The sequence below is a fragment of the Achromobacter sp. K91 genome (assembly GCF_003576205.1).
In the GTDB taxonomy this organism is placed as follows: Bacteria; Pseudomonadota; Gammaproteobacteria; order Burkholderiales; family Burkholderiaceae_B; genus Achromobacter; species Achromobacter aegrifaciens.
The window spans coordinates 64,360-82,176 of sequence record NZ_QWFB01000060.1 but is presented as its reverse complement, the minus strand read 5'-3'; the positions used below and the strand labels follow the sequence as shown (position 1 = coordinate 82,176).

At 68.1% G+C, this 17,817-nt stretch carries 18 protein-coding genes; 4 read left to right on the top strand and 14 right to left on the bottom strand.

Annotation, left to right across the window (positions count from 1 at the left end; all coding sequences use genetic code 11):
• Positions 1-26: 26 nt before the first annotated feature.
• On the bottom strand, positions 27-890 hold the full coding sequence (locus tag DXK93_RS28110) for a pirin family protein (protein ID WP_119451825.1): 864 nt from the start codon (positions 888-890) through the stop codon (positions 27-29).
• A 168-nt stretch (positions 891-1,058) separates the two neighbouring features.
• Here DXK93_RS28110 and DXK93_RS28105 point away from each other — a divergent pair, with 168 nt between their 5' ends.
• From DXK93_RS28105 to DXK93_RS28090, 4 genes are all read left to right on the top strand, one after another.
• Positions 1,059-1,589 carry a DNA-deoxyinosine glycosylase gene (locus DXK93_RS28105; protein WP_119451840.1) on the top strand — a complete coding sequence of 177 codons (531 nt, stop codon included), beginning with the start codon at positions 1,059-1,061 and terminating at the stop codon, positions 1,587-1,589.
• A gap of 127 nt (positions 1,590-1,716) precedes the next feature.
• Positions 1,717-2,487: a sulfate reduction electron transfer complex DsrMKJOP subunit DsrO gene (gene dsrO / locus DXK93_RS28100; protein WP_119451824.1), complete on the top strand. Its 771-nt coding sequence runs from the start codon at positions 1,717-1,719 to the stop codon at positions 2,485-2,487.
• 19 nt (positions 2,488-2,506) lie between these two features.
• Positions 2,507-3,541, top strand: a complete 1,035-nt coding sequence (nrfD, locus tag DXK93_RS28095; protein WP_054459218.1) for an NrfD/PsrC family molybdoenzyme membrane anchor subunit — start codon at positions 2,507-2,509, stop codon at positions 3,539-3,541.
• A 61-nt stretch (positions 3,542-3,602) separates the two neighbouring features.
• On the top strand, positions 3,603-6,803 hold the full coding sequence (locus DXK93_RS28090) for a tetrathionate reductase subunit A (RefSeq protein WP_199728343.1): 3,201 nt from the start codon (positions 3,603-3,605) through the stop codon (positions 6,801-6,803).
• A 27-nt stretch (positions 6,804-6,830) separates the two neighbouring features.
• Here the strand turns inward: DXK93_RS28090 and ccmI are convergent, their stop codons facing one another.
• Genes ccmI through DXK93_RS28025 form a run of 13 tightly spaced genes read right to left on the bottom strand, consistent with a single transcriptional unit; the run spans position 6,831 to position 17,811 of the window.
• Positions 6,831-8,147: a c-type cytochrome biogenesis protein CcmI gene (gene ccmI / locus DXK93_RS28085; protein WP_119451823.1), complete on the bottom strand. Its 1,317-nt coding sequence runs from the start codon at positions 8,145-8,147 to the stop codon at positions 6,831-6,833.
• A complete protein-coding gene (locus DXK93_RS28080; protein WP_082401352.1) occupies positions 8,144-8,638 on the bottom strand; it encodes a cytochrome c-type biogenesis protein in 495 nt (164 codons plus the stop codon). Before DXK93_RS28080 ends, ccmI begins: the two co-directional genes overlap by 4 nt.
• Positions 8,635-9,156: a DsbE family thiol:disulfide interchange protein gene (locus DXK93_RS28075; RefSeq protein WP_054459197.1), complete on the bottom strand. Its 522-nt coding sequence runs from the start codon at positions 9,154-9,156 to the stop codon at positions 8,635-8,637. The genes DXK93_RS28080 and DXK93_RS28075 overlap by 4 nt, the downstream gene beginning before the upstream one ends.
• Positions 9,156-11,162, bottom strand: coding sequence for a heme lyase CcmF/NrfE family subunit (locus DXK93_RS28070; RefSeq protein ID WP_119451822.1), 2,007 nt, complete (start codon positions 11,160-11,162; stop codon positions 9,156-9,158). Before DXK93_RS28070 ends, DXK93_RS28075 begins: the two co-directional genes overlap by 1 nt.
• Positions 11,159-11,614, bottom strand: coding sequence for a cytochrome c maturation protein CcmE (gene ccmE / locus DXK93_RS28065; RefSeq protein ID WP_054459201.1), 456 nt, complete (start codon positions 11,612-11,614; stop codon positions 11,159-11,161). The genes DXK93_RS28070 and ccmE overlap by 4 nt, the downstream gene beginning before the upstream one ends.
• Positions 11,611-11,778, bottom strand: a complete 168-nt coding sequence (gene ccmD, locus DXK93_RS28060; protein WP_054459202.1) for a heme exporter protein CcmD — start codon at positions 11,776-11,778, stop codon at positions 11,611-11,613. The genes ccmE and ccmD overlap by 4 nt, the downstream gene beginning before the upstream one ends.
• Positions 11,775-12,563 (bottom strand): heme ABC transporter permease CcmC, encoded by a 789-nt coding sequence (ccmC, locus tag DXK93_RS28055; RefSeq protein ID WP_118933960.1) that lies wholly within the window; start codon positions 12,561-12,563, stop codon positions 11,775-11,777. Before ccmC ends, ccmD begins: the two co-directional genes overlap by 4 nt.
• Positions 12,564-12,570: 7 nt before the next feature.
• Positions 12,571-13,236, bottom strand: a complete 666-nt coding sequence (gene ccmB, locus DXK93_RS28050) for a heme exporter protein CcmB (RefSeq protein ID WP_013393089.1) — start codon at positions 13,234-13,236, stop codon at positions 12,571-12,573.
• The gene (gene ccmA / locus DXK93_RS28045) at positions 13,202-13,876 is read right to left on the bottom strand and encodes a heme ABC exporter ATP-binding protein CcmA (protein ID WP_119451821.1); all 675 of its coding nucleotides are present in this window, start codon (positions 13,874-13,876) and stop codon (positions 13,202-13,204) included. The genes ccmB and ccmA overlap by 35 nt, the downstream gene beginning before the upstream one ends.
• Entirely contained in the window at positions 13,863-14,501 is a 639-nt protein-coding gene (locus DXK93_RS28040) for a cytochrome c3 family protein (protein ID WP_054459208.1), read from the bottom strand. Before DXK93_RS28040 ends, ccmA begins: the two co-directional genes overlap by 14 nt.
• Positions 14,502-14,517: 16 nt before the next feature.
• On the bottom strand, positions 14,518-14,994 hold the full coding sequence (locus DXK93_RS28035; RefSeq protein WP_054459211.1) for a nitrate reductase cytochrome c-type subunit: 477 nt from the start codon (positions 14,992-14,994) through the stop codon (positions 14,518-14,520).
• Between the two features lie 20 nt (positions 14,995-15,014).
• On the bottom strand, positions 15,015-17,510 hold the full coding sequence (gene napA / locus DXK93_RS28030) for a periplasmic nitrate reductase subunit alpha (RefSeq protein WP_054459212.1): 2,496 nt from the start codon (positions 17,508-17,510) through the stop codon (positions 15,015-15,017).
• The gene (locus DXK93_RS28025; protein WP_054459214.1) at positions 17,494-17,811 is read right to left on the bottom strand and encodes a chaperone NapD; all 318 of its coding nucleotides are present in this window, start codon (positions 17,809-17,811) and stop codon (positions 17,494-17,496) included. The genes napA and DXK93_RS28025 overlap by 17 nt, the downstream gene beginning before the upstream one ends.
• Positions 17,812-17,817: the final 6 nt, after the last annotated feature.

Genomic DNA, 17,817 nt, shown 5'->3' with positions numbered 1-17,817 from the left:
ACGAGAGGCCAGCCGGCCCTGTTGCCTCAGTGCATCTTGCCGTAGCGTCCGGCGTTGAAGTCCTGGATCGCTTCGACGATTTCCGCCTGCGTGTTCATCACGAAGGGGCCGTAGCCGACCACCGGCTCGTCGATGGGCTCGCCGCTCAACACCAGGAACACCGCGTCGTTGTTGGCTTCGACGGTGATGTCCTCGCCCTCCAGGGAGAACAGCGCCAGCTGCGCATCACGCGCCACGGTTTCCCCGTTGACCAGCACCGTGCCGCGCAGCACCACCAGCATGCTGTTGCGGCCTTCGGCGACGGGGAAGGTCGCCGACTTGCCGGCGGCCAGCCTCACGTCCCACACGTCCATCGGCGTGAAGGTGCGCGCCGGTCCCGCGTGACCCGCGTAGTTGCCCGCGATCACGCGCAGCTTGCCCGCGCCGTCCGGCAGGTCCACCGTCGGGATGTCCGCGTCGAGGATGCCCTGGTAGCCGGCCGGCGCCATCTTGTCCTTGGCGGGCAGGTTGACCCAGAGCTGCACCATCTCCAGCTCGCCGCCCTTGCGGGTGAAGGCGTGGGAATGGAACTCTTCATGCAGGATGCCGGAGGCCGCCGTCATCCATTGCACGTCGCCGGGACCGATGACGCCGCCGTTGCCGGTGGAATCGCGGTGCTCGACTTCGCCGCTGTAGACGATGGTCACGGTTTCAAAGCCGCGGTGCGGATGCTGCCCGACGCCGCGCGGATGCTCGGCCGGCTCGAACTGCGCCGGTCCGGCGTAGTCCAGCAGCAGGAACGGGCTGGTGTTCTTGCCTTTGTCGTTGTAGGAGAACATGGAGCGCACCGGGAAGCCGTCGCCCACCCAGTGGGGACGGGGGCTGGCATGCAGTCCGAGGATCTTCTTCATGGTCGTATTTCCTGTTGCGCGGCCCCAGCGGGGCCGTCCGTCATGATTAATAAGATAAGGGCGCCACCTCTTCGGCGGTAGTCCCTGGCATTGATAAGCACTGTTCCATGGATCGGACAGTGGAGGCGGAACTCGCGGCTGGCGTATCCTTTGGGCATGGAAGACGGCATGCGCACGGCCCAGGCGGGCGGCAATAACGATCAGGTCCAGGGCTTCGCCCCGGTGGCGGGGGCTGGCGCGCGCGTGCTGGTGCTGGGTTCGATGCCCGGCGTGGCATCGCTCAGGCAGGGCCGTTATTACGCCCATCCGCGCAACGCCTTCTGGCCCATCGCGGCCAGCGTCTTCGGCTTCGATCCCGGCCTGGACTATGCACAGCGCCTGCTGGCCCTGCAGGCTGCCGGCATCGCCTTGTGGGACGTGCTGCAGGCCTGTGAACGTCCCGGCAGCCTGGACGCCGATATCCGTGGCGACACCCTGGTCGCCAATGACTTCGCCACCTTCCTTGAACGCCACCCTGGCATCGTCCGGGTCTGCTTCAACGGCGCCAAGGCCGCGGCGATGTACCGCCGCCACGTGCTGCCCGGACTGGCCGTCCCATTGGAATACATGGATTTGCCGTCGACCAGCCCGGCGCATGCGGCGGCCTCGTTCGAGCACAAGCTGGCCGCCTGGGGCCGGGCGCTCAAGGTCGAGGATTGACGGATTGGGTTGCGGACCGGCTCCGGGTTTACGCTTATCCGTCCCCGGTTTGATCCTTATCAAGTCCCTATATAACTCCAAGTGATAAGTTAATTCCCGTAACAGAATTAACGCTTGGAGAAGCACTATGAGTTCCCCCGCCAGCCCCCCGGAACCGCCACTCCCGGGTAAACGTGGCTTCCTGAAGGGCTTATTGGGGTTGGGGGCCGCGGCCACCGTTATTCCCATCCGCGCCGAGGCCACCGGCATCAACGGCCAGCCGCCGCGCCGTCCGGGCATGCCGGGCAAGCGCTACGGAATGGTGGTCGACATGCGCAAGTGCATCGGTTGCCAGTCCTGTACGGTCAGCTGCTCCATGGAGAACCTGCCTCCCATCGGGCAGTTCCGCACCACCGTCCTGCAATACGAAGTCCTGCCCGACGCCGGCGGCCCCGCCTCCATGGTGATGCTGCCGCGCCTCTGCAACCATTGCGACAACCCGCCTTGCGTGCCCGTCTGTCCGGTGCAGGCCACCTTCCAGCGTGAAGACGGCATCGTGCTGGTCGATAACGAGCGCTGCGTGGGCTGCGCCTATTGCGTGCAGGCCTGTCCCTACGACGCCCGCTTCATCAACCACGAAACGCAGACCGCCGACAAATGCACCTTCTGCGAGCACCGCCTGGAAGCGGGGCTGCTGCCGGCCTGCGTGGAAAGCTGCGTGGGCGGCGCGCGCGTCATCGGCGACATGAATGATCCCGACAGCGCCATTTCCAAGCTGCTGGTCGAGCACAAGCAGGACATCAAGGTGCTCAAGCCCGAAATGAAGACCGATCCCCACGTCTACTACATCGGCCTGCCCGATGCGTTCGTCCATCAGGTCGACGGCCAGGCCGGCGTGCGGCTGGCTGGCGGTCATTGAGCCATCGAAGGGGATGACCATGCAGATCTCTGAATTGTTGACCCCGGTCTACGACGCCGCCTGGCTGCCGTGGGCCGTGCAGTACTTCTTCCTCATCGGCATCAGCGCCACCACTGCGCTGACCGCCGCTTTCGCGGCCTTTGGCAGCGCGGGTTCGCCCGCCCGCCGGTTGCTGCCCGCGGCCGTGACGGTGCTGCTGGTCAGCGCCATCGCCGCACCCGTGTCGCTGTTGGCGGACCTGCACCAGCCGGGCCGCTTCTGGCACTTCTACGCGCATTTCACGCCCTGGTCCTGGATGTGGCTGGGCGCCTTGCTGCTGCCGGTGTTCGTGACCTTGGCGCTGCTGTTCTGCGCCGCCTGGTGGTGGGGCCGCATCGGCTGGGTGCGCGCGCTGGGCATGGCGCTGGCGGTGTCGGCGCTGTCGATCCTGGTCTATACCGGCGCCGAGGTCATGGTGCTGCGTTCGCGGCCGCTGTGGCACACGGTGTTCCTGCCGGTGAACTTTGCGCTGACCGCCTGGCTGGGCGCGCTGGGAGCCATGTTCCTGGTGGGCCGCTGGCTGCGGGGCGGCACGCAGGCCATGCCGGTGGAACTGTTGCGCAGCCTGAGCGTGACGGCGGTGGTGATGATGGCGCTGGGCGCCGGCGCCTGGGCGCTGCTGGGCCTCTTGGGCATGGACCCTTCGTTCGACGCCGCGCTGCGCCTGTTCGCCGAGTTCCCGATCTGGCGCGTCAGCCTGGCGGGCGCGGTGGCGACCGGCTTCTGCATGATCGCGCTGTTGCAGCGCCCGGCGCGCACGCTGGCCGCGCCGCTGCCTTCAGCGGCGCTGGCACTGACCATGTTGGCGGCTGCGTGGATCTTCCGCTGGGTGGTCTTCATGAGCGTGCAGGGCGTGCCGAAGTACGGCGCCGGCCTCTACCTGTACGACATGCCCTGGGGCAGCGATGGCTTGCTGGGCATGGTGGGCGTGCTGGGCCTGTGTGTGGCGCTGGTTGCCGCCGTGACCTACGCCCTGGAACTGTTCCCGGCGCGCACGCGCGGCGTGGCGGCCTGAGCGCCGTCGCCCGGGCCTGTGTGTGCGCAGGCCCTAGACGAAAGAACATGGAATGAAAGCAATGGACAAGCAACACGAAGACGACAAGCGCGGTGCCCCGCCGGACGAGGCCGCCAATCAGCCGCGCGACGAGGCGCGGCGCAAGCTGATGGTGCGCGGCGGCGTGGTCGCCGGCGGCATGGCGGCGTTCGCGGCGGGCTACGGCGAGACCGTGGTCCGGGCCGTGAAGGGCCTGGCGCAAGGCACGGCCGGCGTGCCCACGGCGCATGCCGTGCGCGGCAACTCGCTGACGCCGGAATTCCGCATCGATCCCTTGACCGGCGTGCTCAGCGCCCAGCCCGGCCAGACGGTCAGCCCCTCCAGCTGCCTGGGCTGCTGGACCCAGTGCGGCGTACGCCTGCGCGTGGACACGAAGGAAAACCGCATCCTGCGCGTGGCCGGCAACCCCTACCATCCGCTGGCCACGACCCGGCCGGCCGCGATGGAAGCGCCGGTGCGCGAGGTCTATGCGCAACTGGGCGGCGACAACGGCCTGGAAGGACGCGCCACGTCCTGCGCGCGCGGTTCGGCCATGCTGGAGCAGATGAACAGCCCGTTCCGCGTGCTGCAGCCGCTCAAGCGCGTGGGCAAGCGCGGCGAGGGCAAGTGGCAGACCATCTCGTTCGAACAGCTGGTTCAGGAAGTCTGCGAAGGCGGCGATCTGTTTGGCGAAGGCCAGGTGGACGGCCTGCGCGCCATCTTTGACCGCGAAACGCCGCTGGATCCGCAGAATCCCGAGTATGGCGCCAAGGTCAACCAGTTCCTGTTCACCGACGCGTCCAACGAAGGCCGTACGCCGCTGATCCAGCGCTTTGCCGGGCAATCGTTCGGCACGGTGAATTTCAGCAACCACGGTTCCTATTGCGGCCAGAGCTTCCGCGTGGGCGCGGGGGCGGCGCTGGGCGATCTGAAGGGCATGCCCCACGGCAAGCCGGATTGGGACAACGCGCGCTTCGGCCTGTTCATCGGCGCGGCGCCGGCGCAGGCCGGCAACCCGTTCCAGCGCCAGGCCCGCCAGTTGGCCGAGGCCCGCGTGCGGCCGGAAGAGACTGGCTTTACGTACGTGGTCGTGTCGCCGATGCTGCCTGCCTCGTCCAGCCTGTCGGCGGGATCGGGCAATGAATGGGTGCCGGTCAATCCGGCCGGCGACCTGGGTCTGGCCATGGGCCTGATCCGCTGGATCCTGGACAACGAACGTTACGATGCCCGCGCGCTGGCGCAGCCCGGCCCTGCGGCCATGAAGGCCGCGGGCGAGGCGGCCTGGACCAACGCCACCCATCTGGTGGTGGCGGAACCCGGCCATCCCCGCCTGGGCAGTTTCCTGCGCGGCGCCGACCTGGGCTGGCCGCGTCCGGCCGATGCCGGCGAGAAGTGGGAAGACGTGTACGTCGTGCGCCTGGAAGACGGCACGCTGGCGCCGCACACCGCGGCCGCGCCCGCCACGCTGTTCGTGGACGACGCGGTCGCCGCGCCCGGCATGGATGGCGCGCCAGAAGCGCTGCGCGTGCGCAGTTCGCTGTCGCTGCTGCGCGAGGAAGCGCGCCGCAAGACGCTGGACGAATACGCGGAACTGAGCGGCGTGCCGGCCGCCAAGATCGCGTCGCTGGCCGAGCGTTTCACCAGCTACGGCAAGCGCGCCGTGGCCGATGCGCACGGAGGCACCATGAGCGGCTCGGGCTTCTATACGGCCTATGCCATCGCCATGCTGAACACGCTGGTGGGCAACCTCAACGTGGAAGGCGGCCTGGTGCTGGACGCGGGTCCGTTCCCCCCCTATGGGCAGGGGCCGCGCTACAACATCGCGGGCTTTGCCAACCGCGCCACGCCCAAGGGCGTGGGCCTGTCGCGCAACCGCTTCCCGTACGAGAAGTCCAGCGAGTTCAAGCGCAAAAAGGCCGCCGGCCAATCGGCCTATCCGGCCGCGGCGCCCTGGTATCCGGCCACCGGCGGGCTCAGCTCGGAAATGCTGGCGTCCGCGCTGGCGGGCTATCCGTACCATGCCAAGGTCTGGTTCAACCACATGAGCAACCCGATCTACGGCATCGCCGGCCTGAAGAACGTCATCATCGACAAGATGAAGGATCCGCGCCTCTTGCCGCTGTCGGTATCGATCAACCCCTTCATCAACGAGACCAACGCGCTGGCCGACTACATCGTGCCGGATACGGTGACCTACGAAAGCTGGGGCGTCTCCGCGCCCTGGGCGGACGTGGTGGCCAAGGCGTCCACCGTGCGCTGGCCGGCCGTGCAGCCGCGCGTGGCGCGTACCGCCACGGATGAGCCGGTCTGCCTGGAAACCTTCCTGATCGCCTGCGCCAAGCGGCTGGGCATGCCGGGCTTCGGCGCGGGCGCCATCTCCGACAAGGACGGCGCCAAGTACGCGCTGGACACGCCGGAGGACTTCTTCCTGCGCGGCATCGCCAACATTGCCTTCGCGGCCGGCAAGCCCGTGCCCGAGGCCAGCGACGACGACATGGCGCTCACCGGCGTGGACCGCTATGGCGCACTATTGCAGCAGAAGCTCAAACCGGGCGAATGGCGTCAGGTAGCCATGGTGATGAGCCGTGGCGGGCGCTTCGACAAAGTGCAGGATGCCTGGGTGGAAGAGGGCGGAACGCGGCAGACGCGCATGGCCTATGCCAAGCCGCTGCAGGTCTGGAGCGAGGAACTGGCGGGCTTTCGCCATTCCATGACGGGCGAGCGCTACAGCGGCTGTCCGACCTGGTACCCGACGCGGCTGGCCGACGGCAGCGACATGCGCGCGCAATACACGCGGCAGGACTGGCCCTTCCTGCTCAGCTCGTTCAAGTCCAACCTGATGAGCTCCATGTCCATCGGCGTGAACCGGTTGCGCCAGGTGCATCCGCACAACCCGGTATCGATCAACCGGCAGGACGGCGAACGCCTGGGCATCCGTAACGGCGATGCGGTGCGCATCGTGACGCCGGGCGGCGCGGTGACCGGGCTGGCGCTGCTGCGCGACGGCATCCAGCCGGGCGCGGTGGGCATCGAGCACGGCTACGGCCACACTGAGTTGGGCGCCCGCGCGCACGTGGTGGATGGCAAGCCCATGGCGCACGATCCGGCGCTGGCCGAGGGCGTGAACCTGAACGACCTGGGATTCGGCGACGCCACGCGCGGCGAGCACGCCAACGTCTGGATCGATTGGGTGTCCGGCGCGGCGGTGCGCCAGGGGCTGCCGGCGCGGATCGAGCGGGTCTGAGGACGCAGGCGGCCGGTATCGTGCGCCTCAGGGCACGACGGTATCGGCCACCAGCGCCAGTCCATCCGCATGGATGCCGACGCCGGATAGCGCGCCGCCCAGGTCGCCCGGCCGCGCGGCGGCCGTGCCGGACCTGCTGACGCGGATCTCCACCCGCACCTTGCTGGCGCGCGACAAGGTCGCGTCCGGCGACATGGCGCTGCTGTCGTCCAGCACGAAATCCCGCGGCAGGTCCGAGACCTGCATGCGCAGGATTGCCAGCGGCATGCGCGACCCTTCCTCGGGACGCGCAAGGATGAACACGGTGTCGGAGGGCTGGACCCGCCCGCGCAGCGCGTCGGCGATGCTGGCGCGTCCGCTGATGCGGGCGGCGGTGGCGGAGGGCGCGGGCGCTGCGCCGGCGGACGCAGGAGCCGATGCCGAGACAGGGGCGGATCCGGGGGGCGAAGCCGCGGATGCCGCGGTCGATGCGCCGGCAGTTGTACTGGCAGGCGCGGCCGCCATGGCGCGCGCCTGCGCGATGTTGGACTGGATCTGCCGCGCGGCTTCCGAGTCCGGCGGCAACTGGGCCTGCAACCGTTCCCAATGCGCCAGCGCCTCGGCGGCGTCGCCGCGGCGCAACGCCATCATGCCGGCCAGGGCCAGGGCCTTGGGCTGGTCCGGTTGTGCGGCGAGGGCTTGCGCCACTGCCGCGATGGAGGCTTCGTCGGGGTTGCCCTGGTTGGCCGACAGCAGCGCGTCGGCCAGGTCGGCCAGTACCGCGGGCTGGCCCGGGACCAGGCGCAGCACCTGCTGGTAGGCCGCCACTGCATCGACATAGCGTCCCAGGGTTTCATACGAACGCGCCAGCATGTACCAGCCGTCGGCGTCATCGGGCGCAGTCCGCAGCCGCTGGGCCAGCGTATTGATGGCCAGCGTCATGTCGGTGCCGGTATCGGCCGCGTGGGGTTCGGCGGGCTGGCCCGCGCTGGCGCTGGCCGCCGCTCGCGGGTTGCCCAATTGGCCGTACAGCAGCACGGCCGCCACCGGGATCAGCACGGTCAGCAGGCAGGCGGCGGTGATGCCCGCGCGCTGCCCGGCCCAGGGCGCGCTGCGCCCGCGCCGCAAGTCCAGATCCTGCAGCAGGTCGCGCTGCAGCTCTTCTTCCGCACGCATGCCGGCGGCGGCAGTGAGGCTGCCGTTGTCCATGTCGCGGCGCAACTGCTCGCGCTGCGCCAGATAGAACGCGCGCACATTGGCCTCGGATTCGGGTTGCGCGGCGGGCGCGCGCCGCAGCAAGGGCGGGACCAGGCAGAGCAGGGTCGCCAGCAGCAGGAGCACCACGATGATCCAGAGTGTGGTCATGAGCCGGTATCCAGGAAGCGCGCCGCGCGCGCGCGTTCGTCGGCGGTCAGGGGGGCGCGCGCGCCGGCGCGGCGCTTCAAGGTGCGTACCAGCACCACGAAGCCCAGCGCCAGCAGGGCGAAGGGTCCCAGCCACAGCAGCCATGTGATGGGTTTGAAGGGCGGGTCGTAGCGCACGAAGTCGCCATAGCGGTCTTCGAAGAACTGCATGATCTGCGCGTCGCTGCGGCCATCCGCCAATTGATCGCGGATCAGCTTGCGCATGTCCTGGGCCAATGGCGCGTTCGACTCGGCCAGGGTCTGGTTCTGGCACACCAGGCAGCGCAGTCCATGGGCCAGCTTGTCGGCGCGTTGTTCCAGGACAGGCGGCAAGGGCTGCGCGGCGCCAGCGTGGACTTGCGCGCGCGCGGCGGCGGCCAAGGCCAGCGCCAGCAGCAGGGCGCGCAGGGCGGCCCGCAACAGGCTGCAAGACAGGGCAGCGGGCCGCTTCATCGCAGCGCCTCGATGGCGGGCTGGATGCGGTCGCGCCAGATCTCGGGAGTGATCAGGCCCAGCTGCTTGTAGCGGATGCGGCCGTCGCGGTCGATCACGAAGGTCTCGGGCACGCCGTACACGCCATATTCGATGCCGACGCGGCCGTCGATGTCGCTGGCGGATGCGATGTAGGGATTGCCGTTGCGCGCCAGCCAGGCTTCGGCTTCTTCCGGCTTGTCCTTGTAGTTCAAGCCGTACAGCGGAATGCCGTGGCGCCGGGCGGCTTCGCGCAGCACCGGCAGTTCGTCCTTGCATGGCCCGCACCAGGACGCCCACACATTCAGCAGCCAGACCTGGCCGCGCAGCGATTGCACCTCCAGCTTTTTGCCGGGATCCAGCAGCACGGGCAGGCCGATGGCGGGGGCGGGCTTGTCGATCATGGCCGAGGGAACCGCCCGCGGATCGCGCGACAGGCCCATCGCCAGGAACACGGCCATGGCCAGGAAGGCGGCCAGCGGCACCAGGTAACGCAGCATCAGGCTCCCTCCCGCGTGGGTCGCGCGGCGCCGGGCATGGCCGATTGCGGCACGCGCGCAGGTTCCTGGGCGCGGCGGTAGCGCTTGTCGCCGGCCGCCAGCAGACCACCCAGCGCCATCAGGATGCAGCCTGTCCAGATCCAGGTCATGAAGGGCTTGACCTGCAGGCGCACCGTCCAGGCCTCGTCGCCCACCGGTTCGCCCAGCGCCACGAACAGGTCGCGGGTGAAGCCGCTGTCGATGTCGGCCTGGCTCAGCGCCATGTCCTGCACCGTGTAGAGGCGCTTTTCCGGATACAGCGTCAGCACCGGCTTGCCGTCCCGGGTCACCGGGAATACGGCGCGCTGCGCGCTGTAGTTCGGCCCGGCAGCCGGGGCAATGCTGGCGAAGGTGAAGGCGTAGCCGCCCGCTTCCTGGGTGGCGCCGAGCTCCATCCGCAGCTCCTGCTTGACTTCATAGCCGTTGGCCAGGGTGACCCCGGCAATGAAGATGCCTACACCCGCGTGCGCCAGCAGCATGCCGTACCAGGAACGCGGCTGGCGGCCCAGCCGGCCCAGCCATTGGCCGTCGCCGTCCGTCAGCCGCTGCCAGGCGTGCGCCGCGGCGCTGGCGACCGACCAGGCGGCCAGCCACAGCCCCAGCATCACCATGGGCGACCCCAGCCGCGCCGGGCCCGGCATGGCCAGCGGCAGCAGCACCGCGGTCGCGACGCTGACTGCGAAGGCCACGCGCAGGCGGCGGCCCAGGTCGGGCAGCTCTGCCTGCTTCCAGCGCGCCACCGGACCGACGCCCATCAGGAAAATGGCCGGCGTCATCAGCGGCACGAACACGGCTTCGAAATAGGGCGGACCGATGGAGATCTTGCCCCACTCCAGCACGTCCAGCACGACCGGATATAGCGTGCCCAGCAGCACCGAGCCCGCCGCCACCGTCAGCACCACATTGTTGGACAGCAGCAGGGATTCGCGCGACAGCAGCGAGAATCCGCCGCCCAGGCCTACCGTGGGGGCGCGCCAGGCATACAGCGCTAGCGATCCACCCACGATCACCAGCATGAATCCCAGTATGTACAGGCCGCGTCCGGGATCCACGGCGAAGGCATGGACGGAGGTCAGCACGCCCGAGCGCACCAGGAACGTCCCCAGGATGCTGAGCGAAAACGTGCAGATCGCCAGCAGCACGGTCCAGCTGCGGAAAGCGCCGCGCCTTTCGGTCACGATGAGGGAATGGATCAGCGCGGTGCCCGCCAGCCAGGGCATGAAGGAGGCATTTTCCACGGGATCCCAGAACCACCATCCGCCCCAGCCCAACACGTAATAGGCCCAGGCGCTGCCCAGGAGTATGCCTATGGTCAGGAAGGTCCAGGCCGCCAGCGTCCAGGGGCGCACCCAGCGCGCCCACATGGCGTCCAGTTCGCCCGACAGCAGCGCCGCGATGGCGAAGGCGAAGGCCACGGAGAACCCGACGTAACCCATGTACAGCATGGGCGGATGCACGATCATTCCCGGATCCTGCAACAGCGGATTCAGGTCGCGCCCGGCCATGGCGGGCGGCATCAGGCGCTCGAAGGGGTTGGACAGGAACAGCAGGAACAGCAGAAAGCCCACGCTGATCCAGCCCATCACCGCCAGCACACGGCCGACGAAGGGCAGGGGCAGGCGGCGGCTGCACAGCGCCACGGCCAGGGTCCAGGCGGTCAGGAGGTACAGCCACAACAGCAGCGATCCTTCATGTCCGCCCCACACCGCCGCGAAGCGATAGGCGGCGGGCAGGTCCGCATGCGAATTCGCGGCCACGTACAGCACGGAAAAATCGTTGTCCACGAACGCCCAGGCCAGGCAGCCTATGGCCACGGTGGTCAGGCCGAACTGGCCGATGGCGGCGGGCCGCGCCACCCTCAGCCCCGCCTGCCAGCCGGTGGCTGCGCCCACCAGCGGCAGCACGCCTTGCGCCAGCGCCACCAGCAGCGCCAGGATCAGGCTGAACAGGCCGATCTCGGGAATCATTGCGCCTCCGCGCGCATGGCGTTGGGCCCGGCGCCCGCGCGCTTGAGCGCATCGGCGGCCTCGGGCGGCATGTAGTTCTCGTCGTGCTTGGCCAGCACCTCGGTGGCGCGGAACACGCCGTCCGGCCCCAGCTTGCCGGCCACCACCACGCCCTTACCCTCGCGGAACAGGTCGGGCAGCAGTCCCTGGTAGGTCACCGGCACGGTGTGCGCGGTGTCCGTCACCACGAAGCGCAGCGTCAGCCCGTCGGCCTCGCGGCGCAGCGACCCTTGCTCCACCAGGCCGCCGACGCGGAAGCTGCCGCTGGCGGGCGCTTCCTTGGCCACCACCTGCGTGGGGCTGAAGAAAAACACCAGGTTGGATTGCAGCGCATTGAGCACCAGCGCGGCGGCCGCGGCCAGAAGGCCCAGGCCGCCCAGGATGGCCAGCGCGCGGCGCTTGCGCGGGCTCATCGCGCCGTCCCGTCAGCGCGGGCGGTATTCTGCGCCGCGCGCCGGGCGCGGCTACGGCGCCATAACACCAACGCTTCCAGGCCGATCAGCGCCAGCGTCACGCCGTACGCGCCCAGCAGATAGGGGCTGTGGCCTTGCAGCGAGAACAGCGCTTGCCAGCTCATGCCGCCTCCCGCCGCGTCCGGTCCGCGCGGACCGCACCCGGCTCGCGCTCGGCAATGATGCCGCGCACGCGCGCCAGCGCGGCCGCTGCGCTATAGAGCCAGAACGCCGCCACCATCAGCAGCATCGCGGTCACCATGATATGGGCCATGCTGGGCGCGGTGGTGAGATTGATCGATGCGCCCTGATGCAGCGTGCTCCACCAGCGCACCGAAAAATAGATGATGGGCACGTTGATCACGCCCGCCAGCACCAGGATGGCGCCGCCGCGGTCGGCGCGCTGCGCGTCGTCGGCAGCGGCTGCCTGCAAGGCCATGAAACCCAGGTACAGGAACAGCAGTATCAGTTCGGAGGTGAGCCGCGCGTCCCATACCCACCAGGCGCCCCAGGTCGGCTTGCCCCACAGCGCGCCGGTCCACAGGGTCAGGAAGGTGAACAGCGCGCCGGTGGGAGCCAGCGCCCGCATCATCATGAACGACAGGCGGGTATTGAAGATCAGTCCCAGCGCGGCGTACAGCGCCATGACCAGATACAGGAACATCGACATCCAGGCCGCCCCGACATGGATGAAGAGGATGCGGTAGACCTCGCCCTGCTGGCTGTCGGTGGGGGCGACGGCCAGCCCCACATACAGGCCTGCGGCCGCGAACAGCGCGGCGCCCAGCGCCAGCCACGGAATCATGCGGCCGGCCAGCGGATAGAAGGCAGCGGGCGAGGCGTAGCGCAGCCAGCCCGCGCCGGCTGCCGCGGCGGGCGGATACGCATTCAGGGCAGGATGCTTGTGCATGGCGTCCTCAGTCCAGCGCCACGCGCAGCGCCGCCGAGGCGCTCCAGGGGCATAACAGGATGGCCAGGCACAGGCATGCGCCCAGCAATGACAATTGCGGTCCGGCGCCCATGCCGGCGTGCGAGGCCGACACCGCGCCAGCGCCGAAGATCAGCACCGGCACATACAGCGGCAGCACCAGCAGCGGCAGCAGGGCGCCGCCGCGCAGGCCCAGCGTCAGCGCCGCGCCCAGCCCGCCGACCAGCGCCAGCGTCGGCGTGCCCAGCAGCAGCGACAGGACCAGGATGCCGATGGCCTGCGGCGACAGGCCGAATTGCAGGGCCAGCACCGGGCTGGCCAGGATCAGGGGCAGGCAACTGCTGAACCAGTGCGCCGCCAGTTTGGCGCCCACCAGCAGCGGCAGCGGATGCGGCGACACCAGCAGCTGTTCCAGCGCGCCGTTGTCGTAGTCCTGGGCGAAAGGCCGGTTCAGCGTCAGCAGGATGCCGAGCAGGGCGCAGACCCACAGCACGCCCGGCCCGATGGCCAGCAGCAGCGCAGGGTCGGGACCGACCGCCAGGGGGAACAGCGTGCCGGCCACGATGAAAAACAGGGTGGCGCCCAGCGTGTCCGCGGGCCGTCTCCAGGCCAGGCGGATTTCACGCAATGCCAACTGCGACAGCGTAGCCAGCATCCGCGTAGTCATCCATGTCCAGGGTTTGAGTATGCGCGGCGGCGGTGCCAGGTTCGCGGTGCGAGGCGAGCACGGCGGCGCCGCCAGCCGCGAGGTGGGCTTCCAGCGCCAGGCGCAATTGCTCCAGGCTGGCAGTGTCCAGCCCGGCGTCGGGTTCATCCAGCAGCCACAGGGGCTTGGCGCCGAGCACGACCGCCGCCAGCGCCAGCCGCCGGCCCTGTCCCTGGGACAGGCGCAGGGCGGGCATGTCGGCGCAGGATTCCAGGCGCCATGCGCACAAGGTGTCCGATAAACGAGTTTCTGCCTGAGGCGTGCCGGCGACGTGCAGGGCGTAACGCAGGTTCTCGGCGGCGCTCAGTTCGCCGCACAGGCCGTTGCCATGCCCCAGGTAGGCCATGCAGGCACGGTAGCCGGCGGGGTCGTGGCGTGCGTCGCCGCCGCGCCACAGCACGCTGCCGGCCAGCGGCCGCAGCAAGCCCGCGAGCATGCGCAGAAGACTGGTCTTGCCGCTGCCGTTGGCGCCGCGCACATGCAGCAGTTGGCCGCCATGCAGCTCGAAATCCACGGGCGCGGAATAGCCGCGGCGGCTGGTCAGGCCGCGCGCGCAAAGCATGGGCGGCGGCGCATCAGCGGGCCGCATGCGCCACTTCCTTGCCCGGGCCCGTGGGCTCGGGCGCCATGGAGGTCGGGCCCGGTCCCATGTTCGGCAGTTTGTGGGCGATGCCCTTGTGGCAATCGATGCAGGTCTTGCTCTTGTCCGCCAGATAGGTGGAGTGCATGTTCTGCGCGCGCGGACTCTGGCGCGTGAAGTCCATGTACTCGTAATTGTGGCAGTTGCGGCATTCCAGCGAATCGTTGGCCTTGAAGCGCGCCCATTCGTGCTGGGCCAGCTCCAGGCGCTTCTCCACGAACTTTTCGCGCGTGTCGATGGTGCCGAAGATCTTGCCCCAGACTTCCTTGGACGCCTGCATCTTGCGCGCTATCTTGTCGGTCCAGTTGTGCGGCACGTGGCAGTCCGAGCACAGCGCGCGCACGCCGGAGCGGTTGGTGAAGTGGATGGTGCCTTTCAGCTCGGCGTACACGTTGTCGCGCATTTCGTGGCAGCCGGTGCAGAACTTCTCGGTGTTGGTGAGTTCCATGGCGGTGTTGAAGGCGCCCCAGAACAGGATGCCGCCGATGAAACCGCCGACCGTCAGGAAGCCCAGGCTGAAATGCACGCTGGGCCGTCGGATGATGTTCCAGTAGCGCTTGATGAGTCCGAGCATGGCTGCCTCCGGTCGCTTACTTCTTGGCGGGCGCCGGGGCGGACAGGCGCTTGAGGATCACATCGATGTCCTGATAAGTATTGGACACCAGAGGCTTGGCCTCGGTCTGCGGCACGTGGCACTGCACACAGAAGTAGCGGCGCGGCGAGACTTCCGCCAGCACGTTGCTGTCGCGGTCCATGTAGTGGGTCACGCTCAGGGGCGGGGCCTGGGTTTCCTCGGTGTTCACGCGGGCGTGACAGGCCAGGCAGCGATTGAAGTCCTTGTCGACCTGGTAGCCGTCGATCTTGTGCGGAATGGTGGGCGGCTGCATGGAATACGTGCGCATGCGGCGGATGTCCTTGTTTTCGACCGGACTGATGAGCGGCGGGTCGGTTTCCTGCGCGACCGGGGTGGGGCCGCGCATGGGGTCTTCGACCTCCAGCGGCGGCGCCGCCCAGGCGGCCGAACCAAGGATGACGCATGTCGCGAGAGTAAGGGCGCGTAGGTTCATGGCTGTCTCCGGTTCGCCTTTCAGACCTTGACGATCTTGACCGCGCACTTCTTGAAGTCGGTCTGGAACGAGATCGGATCGGTGGCGTCCAGCGTGACCTTGTTGATCAACTGGCCAGCGTCGAACCAGGGCACGAACACCAGGCCGCGCGGCGGCTTGTCGCGCCCGCGGGTTTCCAGGCGCGTGCGCATCTTGCCGCGCCGCGACACGACCTCCACCTCGACGCCGCGCCGCAGGCCCATTTCCTGGGCGTCATCGGGGTGCATGAAACAGACCGCGTTGGGGAAGGCCCGGTACAGTTCCGGCACCCGCCGCGTCATCGAGCCCGAATGCCAGTGTTCCAGGACGCGTCCGGTGGACAGCCAGAACGGGTATTCCTTGTCCGGCGATTCCGCGGGCGGTTCATAGGGCAGGGCGTAGATCACGGCGCGGCCGTCGGCATTGCCGTAGAACTCGAAACCGGCTCCTGGTTTGACGTAGGGGTCGCTGCCTTCGCGGTAGCGCCACAGCGTTTCCTTGCCCTTGACCACGGGCCAGCGCAGGCCGCGCACTTCATGGTAGGTATCGAACGGCGCCAGGTCGTGGCCATGGCCGCGGCCAAATTCGGCGTATTCCTCGAACAGCCCCTTTTGCGCATAGAAGCCGAAAGCCTCGGCTTCCTGGTTGGCGTAGTCCTTGTCGCGCTCGGTGTTGGGATAGCGGTTGACCTTGCCGTTGGCGAAAAGCACGTCGAACAGCGTCTTGCCGCGGTATTCGGGCTTCTTGGCCAGCAGATCCGCAGGCCAGACGTCCTCGACCTTGAAGCGCTTGGAAAACTCCATCAGTTGCCACAGGTCCGAGCGCGCCTCGCCCGGCGCGTTGACCAGCTGGTGCCAGAACTGGGTGCGGCGTTCCGCGTTGCCGTAGGCGCCTTCCTTTTCGACCCACATGGCGGCCGGCAGGATCAGGTCGGCCGAAATAGTGGTGACGGTGGGGTAGGCGTCCGACACCACGATGAAGTTGTCGGGGTTGCGGTAGCCGGGCAGGCCTTCATTCATCAGGTTGGCCGCGGCCTGCATGTTGTTGTTGACCATCACCCAATAGGCGTTGATCTTGCCGTCCTTGAGCATGCGGTTCTGCAGGACCGCATGCGCACCCACCTTGCTGGGGATCGTGCCGTCGGGCAGCTGCCAGATTTCCTCGGCGTGCGCGCGGTGCTTGGGATTGGTCACCACCAGGTCGGCCGGCAGGCGGTGCGAGAAGGTACCCACCTCGCGGGCGGTGCCACAGGCCGAGGGCTGGCCGGTCAACGAGAACGGGCTGTTGCCCGGCGTGGAGATCTTGCCGGTCAGCAGATGGATGTTGTAGACCATGTTATTGGCCCACACGCCGCGGGTGTGCTGGTTGAAACCCATGGTCCAGAAGGATGTGACGCGCACCTTCGGGTCGGCATAGAGTTCGGCCAGCTCTTCCAGCTGCTTCTTGGGCAGGCCGCTCAGCTTGGCGGTGTAGTCCAGGTCGTACTTGGCAACGAACTTGGCGAAATCGTCGAACGTGATGGGCTTGGAGCCGCCGGCGTCGCCCGCGTTCTTGGCGGCCTTCTGCAGCGGATGATCGGGCCGCAGGCCGTAGCCGATGTCGGCATTGCCTTCGCGGAAAGTCGTGTGCTTGTCCACGAAATCCCGGTTCACGCGCTTGGTCTGGATGATGTGGTTGGCGATGTAGTTCAGGATCGCCAGGTCCGTCTGCGGCGTGAAGGTCAGCGCGATGTCGGCCAGCTCGTAGGAACGGTGCTCGAAGGTGGACAGCACGACGACTTTGGTCTTGGGCGCGGACAGTCGGCGATCGGTCACGCGGGTCCACAGGATCGGGTGCATCTCCGCCATGTTGGAGCCCCACAGTACGAAAGCATCGGCGTTCTCGATGTCGTCGTAACAGCCCATGGGCTCGTCAGCGCCGAAGGTGCGCATGAAGCCCACCGCGGCCGAGGCCATGCAGTGGCGCGCGTTCGGGTCCAGGTTGTTGCTGCGAAAGCCCGCCTTCATCAGCTTGAGCGCGGCATACCCTTCCCAGACGGTCCATTGGCCCGAGCCGAACATGCCCACGGCCTCGGGACCCTTGTCCTTCAGTACGCGCTTGAACTGCTCGGCCATGACGTCGAAGGCCTGGTCCCAGGACACCGGGGCAAATTCACCGTCCTTGGCGTACTTGCCGTCCTTCATGCGCAAGAGCGGCGTGGTCAGCCGGTCGTTGCCGTACATGATCTTGGACAGGAAATAACCTTTGACGCAGTTCAGGCCCTTGTTCACCTCGGCGTTGAAATCGCCGTGCGTGGCCACGACCTGGTTGTCCTTCACGGCGACGTTCACGCCGCAGCCGGTCCCGCAGAACCTACAGGGCGCCTTGGACCATTTGAGCTTGGCGGCCTCGGATTCGGTGACGATGTTCTGCGTGTAGCCGACGATGGGTATGCCAGCCACAGTCGCGGCCGCGGCCGCGGCAGATTGCTTGATGAAGTCTCTACGAGCCATTGCCATCGTCAATCTCCTCGTTCATCGCGTCCAGCGAGTCGGCGTGCTGGTAGACCAGCGCCGAAGCCAGCACGCCATCCAGGCGCTGGATCTCTGAGATCCGGGCCATCATGTCGTCGGTGGAGGGGGCTTCCAGGGTGACCACCAGCTTTCCGGTGTCGGAAGCGCCATGGATTTCCGCTCCGGCAATTGCAAGAATCGCCTGGCGGACGTCGGGCAAGCGGCGCGGCGCGGCGTGCACCACCATGCTGGCGATGTGCAGCTCTGGCGGCGCCGCAGGCGGCGCGGAGTGGGGGAGCGCGGACATGGGAGG